This window comes from Paenibacillus hexagrammi (genome assembly GCF_021513275.1).
Lineage (GTDB): Bacteria > Bacillota > Bacilli > Paenibacillales > NBRC-103111 > Paenibacillus_E > Paenibacillus_E hexagrammi.
Genome location: NZ_CP090978.1, coordinates 1344781 through 1362711, shown reverse-complemented (window position 1 = coordinate 1362711; position 17931 = coordinate 1344781). Strand labels below are relative to the sequence as shown.

Here is a 17931-nt window from a genome sequence, read left to right as displayed (position 1 = left end):
ACATAGTAACCCTTTCCTCCGTGCCAAATCCAGTTATTTTTTTGTAAAGATTTATGCTTTAAACACTGGCTCTTTCAAAGCGGCTAGCTTTTCGAGGGAGCTCTTTTCCACGTCCGCATGCAAGCTGTTGCCGTGAGAATCCATCGTTACAATCGCTGCAAAACCTTCTGTTTTCAAATGCCACATCGCTTCCGGAATACCGAATTCCATAAAGTCGACGCCCTCTACTTTTTTAAAGCATCGTGCATAGTATTGAGCCGCTCCGCCGATCGCATTCAAATACACGCCGCCGTGTTCTTTCAGCGCAGCGAGCGTTTTGGCTCCCATACCGCCTTTGCCGATGACCGCGCGAATGCCGAACTTCTTAATGATATCGCCTTGATAAGGCTCCTCGCGAATACTTGTTGTCGGTCCGGCTGCCCTCACGTGCCACTCGCCGTCTCGATCCTTACTCATCACCGGACCACAGTGATAAATTGCCGCACCGTTCAAGTCAACAGGTGAATCATGATCCATCAAGTACTTGTGCAGCGCATCGCGTCCTGTATGCATAGTTCCATTGATGACAACAACGTCTCCAACCTTCAAGGAACGGATCTGCTCTTCGGAGATTGGCGTCGTCAGAACGATTTCCCGAGTCTCCTCTTCTTCACTTGCAGCCGCTGTTTGTCCGGCTTCATAGGCTTCTTTAAAAGAAACCTCCGTACCGCGCGGATAGGACCAATCTTTAACCTCACCTGTCGCAGCGTCGAGCACGACACCTTGACGGCGGAACGCCCAGCAGTTATAAGCAACGGATACGAAGAAGCTTGCCGGCAGACGGTTCGCCACGCCTACTTTGCATCCAAGCAGCGTTACTTGACCGCCAAAACCCATTGTACCAATTCCCAGTGTATTGGCATGGTCCATTACGTACTCTTCCAATTGGCGCAACTCCGGATGTGGGTTCACGTCATCTACATGACGGAACAGCTGATGCTTCGCCAGCTCATAGCCGCTTGTTCGATCACCGCCAATACCAACCCCGATGAAGCCTGCGCTGCAGCCTTGGCCTTGCGCTTGATAGACCGCGTGCATGATGCACTTGCGAATGCCGTCCAGGTCGCGTCCTGCTTTACCTAATCCTTCGAGTTCAGTCGGCAAACTGTACTGGATGTTCTTATTCTCACAGCCGCCGCCCTTCAGAATCAGCTTCACCTCGATATCGTCCCGTTCCCATTGTTCGAAATGAACAACCGGAGTTCCCGGACCCAGGTTATCTCCTGTGTTCGCGCCGGTCAATGAATCTACCGAGTTTGTGCGAAGCTTGCTGTCCTTGGTTGCCTGCGCAACAGCCTCAAGGATTTGCTTCTTCATGATGATTTGGTTTGCTCCGACCGGACAGTGTATAATAAACGTTGGCATGCCCGTGTCCTGGCAAATCGGAGACACATTGCATTCCGCCATATGGATGTTGTCGGCAATGCGGGATAAGGATAGCGCGGAACGCGTTCCATCATCCTCACGCTCCTGTGCAGCTTGAACAGCACGGCGCACATCGCCCGGCAGGTTCGTAGAGGTTTCGACAATCAGATCATAGACACTTTGATAGAATTGCTGCATAACAGTATGGACTCCTCTCTATGAAAAGCAAAAAAATAAATAGAATGAAAAACTATGAACCTATGCCTGTCATTATACCACACCGCGAGGGAACAGTTCGACGTCCACGCGAAGAAATTAGGAGATTTATTACATGATCAAAAAGCTAGGAATCACTCTGCTGCTCAGCCTCATTGGCATCACCCTGCTGATCAGCCCCCTGCGCGCGCAGCGAACCGGACAAATCGACTATCAAGACCAGGTCGCCGTACTCATGTACCACCACGTTCACGAAACTGACACCAGCTCCAGCACGATTACTCCCGCATTATTACAGGAACAGCTGCAGTACTTGCTTGGAAAAGGCTACCATTTCATTACCTTAAGCGAATTTCATGCCTATATGAACGGTGCCAGTGTACCGCCGAACGCTGCTTTGGTCACCTTCGATGATGGATACCAGAGCTTTTATACGACCGCATATCCGATTCTAAAAAGTCTGCGGGTTCCTGCTGTTAATTTCGTCATCACCTCCGATCTTGCCGATCCGCTGGCGTCCTACATTCCTTCGATGTCGAAGGAGCAGATCGTGGACATGCAGCAGCATACCAACTTCATCGATGTTGGCTGCCATACGGATGATCTGCATCATAAACTCCCTAACGGCCAAGCTGCCCTGACAGGAAGACTGGAGACTAATGGTAAGCAGGAGAGCGAAGATGCCTATAAGCAAAGGATTCTTACAGATATCACCGCTTGCAAAAGCAAGCTGGATGCACTAACCAAGGAGCCGATCGATACGATGGCTTACCCCTACGGCATCAACGATGACCTCTCGGCGGAGCTGGTTGGGCAAGCGGGCATCCGCTACGCCTTCACCATCACGCCGGATATGGCTACGCGAAGCGCCGATCCGCTGCGCATCCCGCGGATCAACGCGGGCAGCCCGAACATCACGCCGGCGCTGCTGCTTCGCTCGATCCAGCGGCGCGTCCTGGCGCAGCCAGGCAGTGCGCCGCTGCGCGTCGACGCGGCTGCCGCCGCCGAGCAGCTCGGCGGCAGCGCCGCAGCAGAAGGCGGAGCGCTGCAGCTCCGCCTGAAGGGCCAGGCATTCACCCTGCAGGTGAATGCCGCAGAAGCGGCGCGCGGCGATGCGCGCGTCATGCTGCGGGAGCCCGTGCTCCGCGAGCACGGGCGGGTCACGATCGCGCTTGACGATCTGCAAGCGCTGATCGGGCTGCCGCTCGTCTACACCCCGGCCACCGGTAAGGTGGCTGAGCGGGTGACGCCGAGCGTGCAGTGATGCCGCGGCCGGGCGCATGCCGGCCCGACCCTGGAGAAGCGCAGCGGGCACCTTTGCCCATTTTCATATCACCTAAGAATAGCTTTTATTTCAATGGAATAACAAAATGTCAACAGCGCTCGGAGAAAATCTGCTGAAGCTCGAAATGGACACACCTTGATCAATACTCGGCCCGACCTGTATGAGGTCGGGCCTTCCTTTTCATCCATTTCCGTTGCGATTGGATATTTTATGATGGATTCGATAGTATAAGAAGATCATTGATGTAGGAGGCAGCCATGAACCATCATTTTTTTGCTTATTTGTATCGACTTAAGTACATCGATCGTTGGAGCTTGATGTGGAATATGAGAAAAGAGAATGTCGCCGAGCATTCCTTTTATACCGCAGCGCTTGCCCATATGCTGTGTACGATTGCCAATGAAGTATACAAACGCGATGTGCCAACAGACCGTGTCGTGTCCATCGCTTTGTTCCACGATGTATCCGAGGTGCTCACAGGGGATATACCTCAGCCCGTCAAGCATAACAATGAAAAGATTTTACGAAATTTCCGGGAGATTGAAGATGCAGCGGTGGAGAGGCTCATTCAAACACTTCCTGCGGAAATTAACAGCGTCTACAAAAGTTTGATTCAAGATCCGGATGAGGAGCTATATCGTTGGGTGAAGGCAGCTGATCTGCTCGAAGCCTATATCAAATGCCTGACTGAGCTTTCGGCGGGGAACCGGGAGTTTATCGTGGCAAAACAGCAAATTCTCGAGAGCCTTAAGAAGATGGATATGCCCGAGGTCGACTATTTCCTTACACATATGAGCTCATCCTTCGAAAAGACACTTGATGAAATCACATTAAGCTAGCACCTGCCACACCTTCATTCCTTTATCAACAGCAAAAAAGCACGCCATCCTTAACTGATGTGCGTGCTTTTTTAGCTTTTTCTTATAGCTTGCTTACAGAATGGCCGGATTCGTCATAATCAAAACTGCAGCAACAACGGCGATTGCAGCAATCCAGCTATACACCTTAACTTTTGCAGCATCCGCTGATGTATTGCCACCCGATTTCCCTGCTTTCAGCAGCTTCTTCAATCTCGCTCCCATCATACCGGTCATAGCACCGATGATTAGAAGCAGCACTACCGCAACAATCATCCAAGGTACGGACGGACCTGCTTCATGAATCATAGCGCCGCCTGTGATAAAAGCTACGATTAAAGCGAATTGGCCCACACGGTTAAAGGAACTTAACAGCCCTACAAAGCTTTCCTGAGCCGCTCCGGATAAACTGGCTGCACGCCCTGCCAAAAAAGGGAACACCACATAAGCCCCGAGTAGTAAAGCACTTACAACATGCAAGAAAATCATGACATTGTACATTTGACGCCTCCGCTTGTTTTTAAAATGGTTTTCTCTAGTATAACCGAATTAAGCAAGCGTGGACAAGAAAGCGGTCCCACTGCTTTCCCCAGTTCACCATATCTTCATATTCCTTTGTCACATTCACGACATATAGAAAAGAAAAACCAGCACCCCGCCGCTATGGCGAAATGCTGGTTTTTGCTATTTGATCCGATTTAACCCGTTACAATTTGAATCACGCTGCGAACGGAATTCGCCGTTTTGTCCAAAGCCGCTTTCTCTTCAGCCGTCAGCTCGATATCCATGATTTTCTCGATACCGCCTGCACCCAGTACGGTGAGAACTCCCATGAACAAGTTCTGATAACCGAATTCACCTTCAAGTAAAGCGATCGTTGGAATAATGCGCTTCTTGTCTTTCAAAATCGCTTCCGTCATTTGCACCAAGGATGCAGCGGGAGCATAGTAAGCACTGCCGTTACCTAGCAGGTTTACGATTTCGCCGCCGCCGGTGCGTGTGCGCTGGACGATCGCTTCGATTCGTTCTGCAGGAATCAGCTTCTCAATGGGAACTCCACCTGCGTATGTGTAACGAACCAGCGGAACCATATCATCGCCGTGTCCGCCGATCACGACTCCCTTCACATCCTCAACAGATACGTTCAGCTCTTGAGATATAAATGTAAGGTAACGTGCCGTATCCAGGACACCGGATTGGCCGATGACACGGTTCTTAGGAAACCCAAGCGTTTGATAAGCGACGTAAGTCATTGCATCCACCGGATTGGACAAAACGATTACGATGGAATGAGGGGCCACTGTTTTGACATTCTCGCATACAGATCTAACAATGCCTGCATTGGTATTTACCAGATCGTCGCGGCTCATGCCCGGCTTGCGGGCGATCCCTGCCGTGATAATCACAATATCGGAATCCTTAGCATCCTCATAGCTGGAAGTACCTGTGATCTGGCTGTCAAAGCCTTGAACAGGACCTGCCTCCAGCATGTCGAGCGCCTTGCCCTTCGTAGGATTCTCCAATTGCGGGATATCAAGCAGAACTACATCGCCCAGTTCCTTTTGGGCAAGCATCAGAGCAGTTGTAGCTCCGGTAAAGCCAGCGCCGACAACGGTAATTTTATTACGACGAATGGTCATTCGGGGCGAGCCTCCTAGTCATTTAATGGAATTATCATTTCCATTATTTGAATGAAATTATTCCATGTTTTTGATAATTTCGTTAGCGAACTCGGAGCATTTGATTTCTTTCGCGCCTTCCATCAGACGAGCAAAGTCGTAAGTAACGGTCTTGTTGTTGATGGATGTTTCCATACCTTTGTAGATCAGGTTAGCCGCTTCCAACCAGCCAAGGTGCTCAAGCATCATAACGCCGGACAGGATAACGGAACCTGGATTAACTACGTCCAGACCTGCATATTTAGGAGCTGTACCATGAGTTGCTTCGAAGATCGCATGACCAGTCAAGTAGTTGATGTTAGCGCCCGAGCAATACCGATACCGCCAACTTGCGCTGCAAGAGCATCGGACAGGTAGTCACCGTTCAGGTTCAATGTTGCGATTACATCAAAATCAGTAGGACGAGTCAGTACTTGCTGCAGGGCGATGTCGGCGATCGCATCTTTTACGATGACTTTGCCAGCAGCCTCAGCGTCTTTTTGAGCTTTGTTTGCAGCTTCAGCGCCTTGTTCTTCTTTGATGCGGTCGTATTGAGCCCAAGTGAATGTTTTGTCGCCGAACTCACGCTCAGCCAGCTCGTAACCCCAGTTTTTGAACGCGCCTTCTGTAAATTTCATGATGTTGCCTTTATGTACCAAAGTAACAGTCTTACGTCCGTGTTTGATTGCGTACTCGATAGCTGCACGAATCAGACGCTCGGAACCTTCGGAGGAGACAGGCTTCACACCGATACCGGAAGTCTCAGGGAAACGGATTTTCTTAACGCCCATTTCATCCTGCAGGAATTTAATTACTTTTTTCACAGCTTCGGAACCGGCTTCCCACTCGATACCTGCATAGATGTCTTCTGTGTTTTCACGGAAAATAACCATATCAACCAGCTCTGGACGCTTAACAGGAGATGGTACACCGTTGAAATAACGAACTGGACGAGAGCAAACATACAGATCAAGCTCTTGACGAAGCGCAACGTTCAAAGAACGGATACCGCCGCCGATTGGAGTTGTCAGAGGTCCTTTAATGGATACGATGTATTCGCGCATTGCTGTCAATGTATCGTTAGGCAGCCAGTTGTTGAATTTGTTGAATGCTTTTTCACCGGCAAATACTTCGTACCAAGCGATTTTCTTTTCGCCTTTATAAGCTTTCTCTACAGCAGCATCCAATACACGCTGGGAAGCAGCCCAAATGTCAGGACCTGTTCCGTCACCCTCGATGAAAGGAATGATTGGATTGTTAGGAACTTGGAGAACACCGTTCTCGATCGTGATTTTTTGACCTTCAGTAGGCAGTTCGTAAGACTCGAATTGTGGCATTGTATTTCCTCCTAAATAAATTTGTCCTTATATAAAATATCACGTTCCGCTGAATTCACCTAACAAGCACATTATTAATATAATGATATCTCGTTATAGCCGCATAAGCAGCCGCTTGAGCGCGCAAAAAGCAACGGGAGTTACGGCCACTTCCCGGCACACGCCAGGACGGGTACCGAACAGCCCGCGCCATGAGCTTCAAGCATGAAATTAGCGTTCGCTGATTGGAACGTACTTCTGGTTTACTGGACCTGTGTATTCGGCACGAGGACGAATCAGACGGTTATTCTCGTACTGCTCCAGAATATGGGCTGTCCATCCGGAAGTTCGGCTGATTGCAAAAATCGGCGTGAACAGGTCGCGAGGGATTTCCAGCGCTGTATATACAGAAGCGGAATAGAAGTCAACGTTTGGCTTCAAGCCTTTAAGACTTGTCACGAGATCGTCAGCTTTAATGGACATTTCGTACCATTTCATGTTGCCCGTGATTTTACCAAGCTCGTGAGACATTTTTTGCAGATGCTTGGCGCGAGGATCTCCGTTTTTGTATACGCGGTGTCCGAAGCCCATGATTTTGTCTTTACGCTCAAGCTTGCCGTTGATGTATGGAACTACGTTGTCAATCGTTCCGATTTCTTCAAGCATAGCCATTACCGCTTCGTTTGCGCCGCCGTGAAGAGGTCCTTTGAGAGTTCCGATGGCTGAAGTAATACCGGAATAAATATCTGTAAGCGTAGCAACTGTAACACGCGCTGCAAATGTAGAAGCATTCAGCTCGTGGTCAGCGTGAAGAACCAACGCCTTGTCCAATGCTTCAATGGCTACCTTGTCCGGTTCTTTACCTGTCATTTGGTACAGGAAGTTAGCCGCAATGGAAGGATAGCCCTTGGATGCAATCGGCTCCAGACCTTGGCGAATACGCGCAAATGCAGCGATGATTGTAGGAACTTGCGCTTGCAGCTTGATCGCTTTGCGAACATTGGATTCCGCGCTCATGTCGTTCGCCTCAGCATCATAAAGCGCTAGGCTGGATACAGCTGTGCGAAGCGCTGCCATGGAATTAACATCTTTAGGATATAGCTTCATTTGTTCAATGACAGCAGTAGGAACCTCACTGCTTGCATTAAGATCGTTTTGCAGTTTAGTAAGCTCTTCTTGGTTAGGCAGCTTGCCAAACCAGAGCAGGTAGATCACTTCTTCAAATGTCGCATTTTCTGCGAGGTCATCAATATCGATCCCGCGATACGTTAAAACGCCGTCCACGATGGAGCTGATTGACGAGGTTGTGGCTACAATGCCTTCCAAACCTTTGGTTGCAGTCATGGAAATCTCTCCTTAGCTACTTGAATTCGCATAGTATTGCTTATACCTTACATTTAATAATAAAGGATTTTACTTGGTAAGTGAAGAAAACCGCACATAAAACTTCATTATCACTACCATAAAGAATCTTTTTGACGGAATTCGGGCTCAAAAGGCACGATACAAGTTTTTGTTAATTTTGATGAATTATACGGAACAAGCAGGAAAAGTTTGTCGTTCGCACTTCCGATTGATACAATGGAAGGCAAGCATCAAAGATTTCTGAAGCAGAAGGAGACCTCACATGAACAATATCTCCTATACAGGTGTCATTGATATAGGCTCAAATTCCATTCGCTTGGTGATTTACGAACACTTCGGAGGTTCCTACCGGGTTGTCAGCGAGCATAAAAATGCTGCACGACTCAGTGAACGAATCGGACAAGACGGTCTCATGAAGATGCAGGATATTTTATCCATCGTACCTACCCTCTCCCACTACGCGACTCTGTGCCGTTCTTACAAAGTTACAGATATGAGAGTCGTCGCTACCGCTGCCATACGTAATGCTGGGAACAGTCAGGAGATTGTCAGGGTACTCGATGAGCATACAGGACTCCAGATCGAAGTACTGAGCGGAGAAGAAGAGGCTAGATACGGTTTTCTTGGAGTCATCAATACGATTGATATACAAGACGGCCTCATTATCGATATCGGAGGGGGAAGCACAGAGGTGACCCTTTTTCGGGATCGGATGCTTGTTTACAGCCATTCCTTTCCGTTTGGCGCGGTCAATACGGCACGTCAATATATCTCTAGCGGGGCTCTCTTGAAGAGGAGCTCCTCCAAATTCGCCAGATGGTACAAGATGCGCTTGCCCTTCACCCTTGGATACAATCAGCTCCGGGACTTCCTATGGTCGGACTTGGCGGGACGATCCGTACACTCGGTAAAATGAGCCAGAAAAAAAACAAATATTCGCTCCAGCTTGCACATAACTACATGATTAAGCCAGGGGAGATCGAAAATTTTCTAACTTTGCTATCGTCTTTACCACTGGAAAAGAGAAAAAATAGACGGCCTCGCCAAAGAGCGCGCTGATATCATCATTCCAGGTTTGGAGATTCTCAGCGTTATTTACGAAGAGACTCGCGCCTCCCAATTTATCATAAGCGGATCGGGATTGCGGGATGGCCTTTTCTATGAAATGCTGAATCCCGACAAGCCGCAGCTTAACAATGTGTTGGAAGAAAGCATTCATAATATGCTCCAGCTTCATCCGGGCGGTGTGCTTGAGCATGTCAAACAGGTTAACAAGCTCGCGCTGCAGCTTTTCGATTTTCTGGCACCGATACTTACTCTGCCAGCAAGATACAGATCTTACGTGCACGCAGCATCCTTGCTCTATCGAATCGGTTCCAGCATTAATTACTATCAATTTACCAAGCATACGCAATATATGATTGCGCAGGCGCGGATCGATGGTCTAAGCCATCGCGAAATCGTGCTTTGCTCGCTGATCGCATCGCATAAAACAAAAAGCCGGACCCACCAACTGGCCTCAACGTACAAGGACATTCTGGAAGAATCCGACGAAACAGTGGTCAATCAACTAGGTACCCTGGTACAGTTAGCAGCAGGTCTCGACCGGAGTGAAACACAGCCGATTCAAGACATAGTGATCGCAGTTGAAGGCAAAACCATGCTGCTTAAGCTATTGTGCTCCCACAGCGCCGCTGCCGAGATGCGCGAGATCGCCGATTTCACTAAAGAATTCGAGAAAGCTTGGGGACTGTCACTTAAGGCTCAAGCTGGAGTTTTTTCCAAGATGTAATCTTCAAAGCCTCGAACTGGCTCCGATAAGGGGTCAGTTCGTTTTTTACCCTCATGTACATACCATTAGGCATCAACTCTCTAGCCTTGACATTATCATTCAAGCTCAATCGCAAGATTTGAATCATCATTTTCTTGAGCGTATTATCGAATACCGGACACATGAGCTCGATCCGTCTGGTCAGATTGCGCGTCATCCAATCCGCAGACGACAGATACACATCCACATGACCGCCATTCTCAAAATAGTAGCTCCGAGAATGCTCCAAGAAGCGGTCAACGATGCTTCGAACCGTGATATTCTCACTAAGGCCTGGTACGCCAGGACGAAGGCAGCAAACTCCGCGAATGATCAGATCGATCTTTACACCAGCTTGTGACGCGGCATACAGTGCATCAACCATCTGTTGGTTGGAAAGCGAGTTCATTTTCGCGATAATGTGAGCCGGTCTACCTGCCCTAGCATGCTCCGCTTCCCTTTCAATCAATTCAAATAGTTTATCCTTCAAATCCGTCGGAGCAACGGCAAAAGCCTGCCAGTCGTGCGGAGCCGAATAGCCGGTAATTTCGTTAAAAAGCGCAGAAGCATCTTCCCCGATAACCCCATGAGAGGTGAACAAACCAACATCTGTGTAAAGTCTAGCCGTGCTGTCATTATAATTGCCCGTACCCACATGAACATATCTTCGCAGCGTATTATCTTCCTGTCTGACTACCAGCGTAATTTTCGCATGTGTTTTTAATCCGACTAGCCCGTACACCACATGACAGCCCGACTTTTCAAGCTTCCTTGCCCAAGCAATGTTGCGTTCTTCATCGAACCTAGCCTTTAGCTCAACGACTACCGTTACCTGCTTGCCTGATTCGGCTGCTCTGGCCAAGGCCTGAATAATCGGTGAATTTCCGCTGACCCTGTACAGCGTCATCTTAATTGCCAGCACCTGCGGGTCATATGCCGCCTGTACGACAAAATCTGTCACAGCATCGAAAGATTCATAGGGGTGATGTAATAGGACATCCTGCTGCTTTAATAGCGTAAAGAAATCCTCGACGTCTTCGAACTCAACAGGGTACTTAGCTGTGATTCGCGGAAAGCGCAAATGATCAAAGCCTTGCAATCCTCCGGCCAGCTTCATAAAATAAGTCAGGTCCAGCGGACCGTCGATTTCAAAAACATTCTCATTGATCTCAAATTCATCCTGCAGCTGGGATAGTGCATAAGGGTGCATGCCTTGCTGTACTTCCAACCGAACCGGCGAGCCCCATCTGCGGCGGCGCAGCTCCTTCTCAATTTCCTCGAGAAGATCCTCGGCGCCTTCTTCATTCAGTGTCAAATCTGCATTTCTAGTCAACCTAAACGCATGTACCGCGATCGGGATATATCCGCTAAACAATGATTGGATATGATGCTCGATCAACTCTTCCAACAAAATAAATTCCTGCTTCTTACTATTGGTGCGTGTCGGAACAGGTATGTACCTGGATAAATTACTTGGTACCTGTACGATTGCAAAATAGGGGTCATCGTCCGGATCGTCTCCATCACGAACTAGAACAACGGCCAAATATACGGACTGATTATGTACAAGCGGAAACGGCCGGCTCTGGTCTACCGCCATAGGTGTCAAGACTGGAAAAATAATATCGTGGTAGTAGGCGTCCATGGCCTTCTTCTGGCTGATGTTGAGCTCTTCATATTCGGTAAAAACAATGCCCTCTTTCATGAGCAGTCGCGACACTTCACGGTACGCTTTGTATTGCTCCGATACCATCTTTGCTGTTCGTTTCATAATTCGCTTTATCAAGCCCGCAGGGGTATAGCCGGTAAAATCTTTTTTGTTATAGCCCGCCTTCATCTGATCCTTCAGACCGGCGACACGAACACTCATAAATTCATCTAAATTGCTAGAAACAATCGACAAAAATTTAACCCGCTCGAGCAGCGGTGTGCTGGGGTCTTGAGCTTCCTCCAAAACGCGTCTGTTAAATTCAATCCAGCTCAAATCCCGATTCAGGTACATCGAAGAAACCTCATTAACAACTCTAACGTCTTTGACTTCCTTCGCCACCGGTTCTCTCGCAATACTCATAGTGCCTCCGTAAGTAAATTCCAATTTTTAATCAATATTGATATATTTATTGTACTATGACCTGTCTGATCGGACAATGTAAGGTATACCATTTGCTAATGTTAAGTTTTTGTAAAGGTTTGGGATTTTCGCTTTCCTGAAAAAGGGTGTTACAATACAATTATGTGGAAAAACATAATTCTAGACATTCCAGATAGCTGGCTAATCAAGCAAGGAGAGGATCTGCCATAAATATCTTGAATCCGAAATTAGTTCACCAAATTTTTAGGGGCATTTGGGTATCGCTGATCGTTTTCATCATCGGCTTGTTCATCTATTATGTAACACCGCTTATTTATCCGTTTCTTTTTGGTTGGCTGCTTGCCTTCATGTTAAACCCGCTTGTTGGAATTTTTCATTATAAGCTGAGGTTTCCACGTTGGTTAGCCGTGACGGTTTCCATGTTACTCTTCTTGGGCGGGATGATCACTGCAATTACCCTCCTGGTGGCCAATATTGTCGTTGAGCTCGGTTCACTGGCAGATACGCTTCAAGAACAGATTAACGAATGGGTCGCCCAGTTTAATGTATTTATCAATTCAACAACATTCCAAGACATTATCGAGAGAATCAACGAGTTTTTTGAAAATAATCCAAAATATCAGGAAACCGTAAACAACAATTTATCATCAACTGCAGGCTCCATCGCCGATGTAAGCAAGCTCGTGATTGGCTATGTGTTTGACACCTTAAAGAAGCTGCTGACCTCGCTCCCGAATATTGCAACACTAACGATCATCGTTCTTCTGGCGACGTTCTTCATTAATAAAGATTGGTATCAAATCATTAGCCGCTATTCCGGTATTCTATCGGATGCCGTTGTAAAGACCTCCAGGCTTATCCGAACCGACCTACAGAAAGCATTGTTCGGGTACATCAAAGCCCAACTCATTCTCGTATCCATGACTGCATTGGTCGTCATTATCGGTCTTCTTGTTCTAAGAGTCCCCTACGCGATCACCATTGGCTTATTGACAGGACTTGCTGATCTCATGCCATATCTGGGAACAGGTGCGGTCATGGTTCCTTGGATTCTTTATGTATTCTTTGCGCAAGGCAACATTTATCTAGGTATTGGACTTAGCGTGCTCTATGGTGTGATTCTGATAGCGCGGCAGATCATGGAGCCCAAGGTATTGGCATCCAGCGTAGGCCTTGACCCGCTAGCCACTTTAATCGCTATGTTTGTGGGTTTAAAGCTGTTTGGTCTAGGAGGACTTATCGTTGGACCGGTTTCGCTTGTTATCTTCTCCGCTTTTTATCGGGCAAGAATTTTTCACGATATCGCCTCTTATATAAAAAAGGGCTCGGCTTCCGAATGATCGGAGCGCCGGGCCTGTTTTATTGAATACAGTCATGCTTTCTATACCTTCTTCCTATCCTTTTCTGAAGAACAGCCATAAGCAATACTTTAAAAATGGGACGCGTCCAAGGTAACACAAGCAGGAAGCCTAGAATATCCGTAACAATACCTGGTGTAATCATGAGCAAACCGCCAATGAAGATACAAATTCCATCAAGCAGCTGCTGTGTCGGCATTTGCCCTTTAGACCACTCGTACTTCGCATACTCCCATACCTTCTTACCTTCACGTTTTGCAAAGTAAGCTCCCAAAAAACCGCTTAGCAAAATAAGCGCAAAAGTCGTCCATCCTCCGATCCAATGACCCAAGGTGATCAATAATGTCAACTCTACAGCTGGCACAACAATGAACAAAGCAAGAAGCAGTCGGTACAAGTTGATCAACTCCTAAAGATTAGGCCCATAAAAAAGCCATCAGGATGATGACTCATCCGTCAGCAGCCTCCAAAGAGCGGGCTCTTCCTTTTCTATACGTACTGGCTTCCATGAAGGATTCACCCAAACATGCTTGGTAGTCCCTGTAACTAACAAATCGCCAGCAGGTGAAATAGGGCTATTTTGTCTGCGAATCTCATATGCAAATTCCAAACGCACACTTGAATAACCGGAGACTCGCGTATAGATGGCAACCAAATCATCATATCTAGCTGGCTGTTTAAATTTCATATCAGCCTCCACTAGGGGCAGTAGAAGTCCTTTGGATTCAATAAGCCTGTAGGGATACCCCATTCCCCGTATCAGTTCGGTTCTGCCGATCTCCATCCATGTCAAATAATTGGCATGATAGACAACTCCCATTTGATCGGTTTCCTGGTATCGGACCCGAAGCTGATGTTCATACCATTTCTCTTGATGCATAACTTATACATCCTCCTACAAAAAAGAGTGAAGACGAGCATATACTCGCTTCACTCTTGCTGATTTCAATTACAATACTTTAGCTTGTCCGGAGTAAATTACCCCTACTTCAGGGTAGATGGATACTTCGGTACCGTCCTGAATCAGTTCCAGCGCGCGGTCAACACCTACGATAACTGGAATGCCCAAGCTTAATGCTACTACTGCAGCGTGAGAAGTAATACCTCCCACCTCTGTAATTAAAGCAGAAGCTCTTTGTACAGCGGGCATATATTCTTTGTCCGTTGATACCGTAACAAGAACAGCACCATCAACCATCTTCTCGTTCGCTTCTTCTGGGGTACGTGCAGTAATGACTTTACCTGTTGCTGTTTGAGTACCGATACCTGTTCCTTTAGCAATCATTTCACCGACATGGTGAACTTTAATCAAGTTTGTGGTTCCCGAGCGACCTACTGGTACGCCTGCTGTGATAACCACGATGTCGCCCAGTGTCACAAGTCCTGATTTGATGCTGCTGTCTACAGCAAGGTTGAACAGCTCGTCCGTTGTTTTAGCTTCAACGCCTTTTACCGGAATAACGCCCCATACGAGGGAAAGTCTGCGAATAACTTGATCATTCGGAGTTACCGCGATGATTGGTGCTTTCGGACGGTACTTAGATACCATTCTAGCCGTATATCCACTTTCCGTAGCGGTCAGGATCGCTTTAGCTCCTAGTTCTAGTGCGGAGTTCGCAACAGCTTGGCTGATTGCTTCCGTTACTGTAACCTGCTGCGCTTGCGCTTGTCGCAGGAAAATCTCTTTGTATTCTAGAGCCGCTTCTGCACGCTCCGCAATTCGAGCCATGGTCAATACGGATTCTACAGGATATTTACCCGCAGCCGTTTCACCGGACAACATGACCGCATCTGTACCGTCGAATACTGCGTTGGCCACGTCACTCGCTTCGGCGCGAGTAGGACGAGGATTGCGCTGCATCGAATCTAACATCATAGTAGCTGTAATAACAGGCTTGCCTGCAATATTACATTTCTTGATCATCTGTTTTTGTACAACCGGTACATCTTCTGCTGGAATTTCTACGCCAAGATCACCGCGGGCAACCATCAGACCGTCAGAAACTTCAAGAATTTCGTCGAGGTTCTCAACACCTTCTTGGTTCTCGATCTTACTGATAATCTGGATATGATTCGCATTATGTCTTTCCAAAAGCTCACGGATTTCCATAACGTCGCTTGCTTTACGAACGAATGAAGCGGCAATAAAGTCTACGCCTTGTTCGATACCGAAGATGATATCGTTAGCGTCTTTCTCCGTAATACCCGGCAGGCTGATTTTAACGCCTGGTACGTTAACACCCTTTTTACTTTTAATCGTTCCGCCGTTGACAATGCGGCATTCGATATCAGTACCGCGAATATCAACGACTGTCAAACCGATCAAACCATCGTCGATGAGGATCGTCGAACCGATTTCCACATCACGCGGCAAGTTCTCATAAGTAACGGAAAGGCGGTCTGCATCCCCGAGGATTTCTTCTGTAGTCAAAATAATATGTTTGTCCTGTACGAGCTCAATCGGCTCTTCCTTCAGCTTACCGGTACGAATCTCCGGACCTTTCGTATCAAGCAAAATCGCAACCGTCTTGCCCGTTTCCTGACAAGCCTTGCGCAGATTGCGGATACGGGAGCCATGCTCCTCAAAGTCTCCGTGGGAGAAGTTCAGACGGGCAACATTCATTCCCGCTTCCACTAACTTCTTCAGATTTTCCAGTGATTCACTTGCCGGTCCGATGGTACAGACAATTTTCGTTTTACGCATGATTACCCTCCTGAGTGAATGTAAACCGACCGATTTCTCTAAATTTTCGGTAGCGGTCGTCGATAAGTTCCTGCTCCGTCATGCTGAGCAGCGGTTGAAGCTGCTCCCATACAGCTGTCTTGATGAACTCAGCTTGCGCTGACGGATCCCGATGTGCTCCACCCTTAGGTTCCGGTATGATACCGTCAATCACCTTCTGCTCGAGAATATGATTCGCGGTAATTTTCATCGCTTCAGCCGCATGCAGCGATTTCGAAGCGTCTTTATATAAGATGGATGCCGCACCTTCCGGACTGATAACCGAATAAATAGCGTTCTCCAGCATTAACACTTTATTGCCTACCCCAAGAGCCAACGCTCCGCCGCTCCCGCCCTCGCCAATGACGACACAGATGATCGGCACACGGAAAGAGGCCATCTCCAGCAAGTTTCTGGCAATCGCTTCACCTTGTCCGCGTTCTTCCGCCGCATTACCGGGAAATGCGCCTTTGGTATCGATAAACGTCACAATCGGACGATTAAACTTATTCGCTTGACGCATCAGACGAAGTGCTTTCCGGAAGCCTTCCGGATGAGGACATCCAAAATTACGGGCAATATTGTCCTTGGTATCTTTCCCTTTTTGATGGCCGACTACCGTAACGGGAATTCCATTAAGTTTGGCCAATCCGCCTACGATCGCAAGATCGTCACCATACAGCCTGTCTCCATGGAATTCAATAAAATCAGTGAAAATGGCTTGAATATAATCAATCGTCGTCGGACGCTGAGGATGACGAGCAAGCTGCATCTTCTCAGCGGAAGACATACCGGCGTAAAGCTCGTCTTCTAGTTGAGCATATCTTTCCTCCAAACGACGGATTTCTTCCGTAAAATCAATCTGCTTCTCCGCACCAAATTTCTTAAGCTCGTTAATCTTGCTTTTGAGCTCGGCCAGCGGCTGTTCAAAGGGCATCTCACCCGGCATGTGTCTCTTCCCCCTTCACTCCGTGCATGTCCAGCAGCTTAATCAGCGTGGGCCTCAGATCCTTTCGGCTCACCACTTTATCCAGTTGACCATGCTCCAGGTTGAATTCCGAGGTTTGAAAGGTTTCAGGCAGCTTCTGCTTGATCGTTTGCTCGATAACCCGGCGTCCTGTAAAACCAAAGGATGTCGCAGGCTCGGCCAAAATGATATCGCCTAGCATCGCAAAGCTCGCTGATACTCCACCGAAGGTTGGATCCGTAATAACAGAAATGAATAAGCCGCCTTCTTCACTCAGCTTGGATAAAGCTGCGCTTGTCTTCGCCATCTGCATTAAACTCAGTATGCTCTCTTGCATGCGCGCTCCGCCGGATGTGGAATAAATAATGATCGGACATTTCTTCTCTAAAGCCGTTTCTACGGCTCTAGTAATCTTCTCACCAACAACGGAGCCAAGCGATCCGCCCATGAAATCAAAGCTCATAACAGCAACTACAACCGGGAATCCGCCGATCGTACCTTCACCTGTCACGATAGCATCCCTCAAGCTAGTCGCGTTTCGGGCTTTATCCAGCTTGCCCATATAGTCAGGAAACTGTAAAGGATCCTCTGATATCATCTCGCTATCGTATTCGATAATCTCGCCTTCATCGAGCGTCATCTGGATGCGTTCCATCGCATTTAACCGATAATGATAGCCGCAAGCTGTACACACCTTCAAGTTCTTTTCCAATTCTTTACTCGTCTGGATGGTACCGCACTCCGGGCATTTATTCATTAAGCCTTCAGGGATTTCCCGCTTTGTCTTCTCGGAAGGAATCGTCGCATACTTTCGTTTTTGAAATAGATCCTTTAGCACTGTTCCACCTCTACTTGGCTTTTTATCGTATAACCTAACAAGC

Annotated in this window: 15 protein-coding genes and 2 pseudogenes; 6 read left to right on the top strand and 11 right to left on the bottom strand. The window is 47.7% G+C overall.

Going from position 1 to position 17931, the window contains the following annotated elements; translation table 11 throughout:
- Window positions 1–51: 51 nt before the first annotated feature.
- Window positions 52–1602 carry a fumarate hydratase gene (locus L0M14_RS06155; RefSeq protein WP_235121318.1) on the bottom strand — a complete coding sequence of 517 codons (1551 nt, stop codon included), beginning with the start codon at window positions 1600–1602 and terminating at the stop codon, window positions 52–54.
- Window positions 1603–1735: 133 nt separating this feature from the next.
- Between L0M14_RS06155 and L0M14_RS06150 the strand changes: the two genes are divergently transcribed.
- Both L0M14_RS06150 and yfbR read left to right on the top strand, forming a co-directional pair.
- Entirely contained in the window at window positions 1736–2884 is a 1149-nt protein-coding gene (locus tag L0M14_RS06150) for a polysaccharide deacetylase family protein (protein ID WP_235121317.1), read from the top strand.
- 278 nt (window positions 2885–3162) lie between these two features.
- Complete coding sequence (yfbR, locus tag L0M14_RS06145) at window positions 3163–3744, top strand: 5'-deoxynucleotidase (protein WP_235121316.1); 582 nt, start codon at window positions 3163–3165, stop codon at window positions 3742–3744.
- A gap of 93 nt (window positions 3745–3837) precedes the next feature.
- Here yfbR and L0M14_RS06140 read toward each other — a convergent pair whose 3' ends face one another.
- The 4 genes and pseudogenes from L0M14_RS06140 to citZ form a co-directional block, all read right to left on the bottom strand.
- Entirely contained in the window at window positions 3838–4263 is a 426-nt protein-coding gene (locus tag L0M14_RS06140; protein WP_235121315.1) for a hypothetical protein, read from the bottom strand.
- 197 nt (window positions 4264–4460) lie between these two features.
- Window positions 4461–5402, bottom strand: coding sequence for a malate dehydrogenase (mdh, locus tag L0M14_RS06135; RefSeq protein WP_235121314.1), 942 nt, complete (start codon window positions 5400–5402; stop codon window positions 4461–4463).
- A 57-nt stretch (window positions 5403–5459) separates the two neighbouring features.
- Window positions 5460–6757 (bottom strand): annotated as a pseudogene (gene icd / locus L0M14_RS06130) (NADP-dependent isocitrate dehydrogenase).
- 210 nt (window positions 6758–6967) lie between these two features.
- On the bottom strand, window positions 6968–8080 hold the full coding sequence (gene citZ / locus L0M14_RS06125; RefSeq protein ID WP_235121313.1) for a citrate synthase: 1113 nt from the start codon (window positions 8078–8080) through the stop codon (window positions 6968–6970).
- A gap of 283 nt (window positions 8081–8363) precedes the next feature.
- On the opposite strand from citZ, the gene L0M14_RS06120 reads away from it, so the two are divergent.
- From L0M14_RS06120 to L0M14_RS06110, 3 genes and pseudogenes are all read left to right on the top strand, one after another.
- Window positions 8364–9017, top strand: a complete 654-nt coding sequence (locus L0M14_RS06120) for a Ppx/GppA phosphatase family protein (RefSeq protein WP_235121312.1) — start codon at window positions 8364–8366, stop codon at window positions 9015–9017.
- A 114-nt stretch (window positions 9018–9131) separates the two neighbouring features.
- Window positions 9132–9215, top strand: a pseudogene (locus L0M14_RS31435) (hypothetical protein); the annotation flags it as partial.
- A gap of 27 nt (window positions 9216–9242) precedes the next feature.
- The gene (locus L0M14_RS06110) at window positions 9243–9893 is read left to right on the top strand and encodes a hypothetical protein (protein ID WP_235121311.1); all 651 of its coding nucleotides are present in this window, start codon (window positions 9243–9245) and stop codon (window positions 9891–9893) included.
- Here the strand turns inward: L0M14_RS06110 and L0M14_RS06105 are convergent.
- Window positions 9859–11913 (bottom strand): RNA degradosome polyphosphate kinase, encoded by a 2055-nt coding sequence (locus L0M14_RS06105; RefSeq protein WP_235122829.1) that lies wholly within the window; start codon window positions 11911–11913, stop codon window positions 9859–9861. The genes L0M14_RS06110 and L0M14_RS06105 overlap by 35 nt on opposite strands.
- Before the next feature lie 305 nt (window positions 11914–12218).
- Here L0M14_RS06105 and ytvI point away from each other — a divergent pair, with 305 nt between their 5' ends.
- Window positions 12219–13343 carry a sporulation integral membrane protein YtvI gene (gene ytvI / locus L0M14_RS06100; protein WP_235121310.1) on the top strand — a complete coding sequence of 375 codons (1125 nt, stop codon included), beginning with the start codon at window positions 12219–12221 and terminating at the stop codon, window positions 13341–13343.
- A gap of 19 nt (window positions 13344–13362) precedes the next feature.
- Here the strand turns inward: ytvI and L0M14_RS06095 are convergent, their stop codons facing one another.
- The 5 genes from L0M14_RS06095 to accD all read right to left on the bottom strand — a co-directional run bounded on the left by L0M14_RS06095 (window position 13363) and on the right by accD (window position 17888).
- Complete coding sequence (locus L0M14_RS06095) at window positions 13363–13758, bottom strand: FxsA family protein (protein WP_235121309.1); 396 nt, start codon at window positions 13756–13758, stop codon at window positions 13363–13365.
- Window positions 13759–13797: 39 nt separating this feature from the next.
- Window positions 13798–14241 carry an acyl-CoA thioesterase gene (locus tag L0M14_RS06090; protein WP_235121308.1) on the bottom strand — a complete coding sequence of 148 codons (444 nt, stop codon included), beginning with the start codon at window positions 14239–14241 and terminating at the stop codon, window positions 13798–13800.
- Window positions 14242–14310: 69 nt separating this feature from the next.
- The gene (pyk, locus tag L0M14_RS06085; RefSeq protein ID WP_235121307.1) at window positions 14311–16065 is read right to left on the bottom strand and encodes a pyruvate kinase; all 1755 of its coding nucleotides are present in this window, start codon (window positions 16063–16065) and stop codon (window positions 14311–14313) included.
- Window positions 16058–17032 (bottom strand): acetyl-CoA carboxylase carboxyltransferase subunit alpha, encoded by a 975-nt coding sequence (locus L0M14_RS06080; protein WP_235121306.1) that lies wholly within the window; start codon window positions 17030–17032, stop codon window positions 16058–16060. The genes pyk and L0M14_RS06080 overlap by 8 nt, the downstream gene beginning before the upstream one ends.
- Entirely contained in the window at window positions 17022–17888 is an 867-nt protein-coding gene (accD, locus tag L0M14_RS06075; protein WP_235121305.1) for an acetyl-CoA carboxylase, carboxyltransferase subunit beta, read from the bottom strand. The genes L0M14_RS06080 and accD overlap by 11 nt, the downstream gene beginning before the upstream one ends.
- Window positions 17889–17931 lie beyond the last annotated feature (43 nt).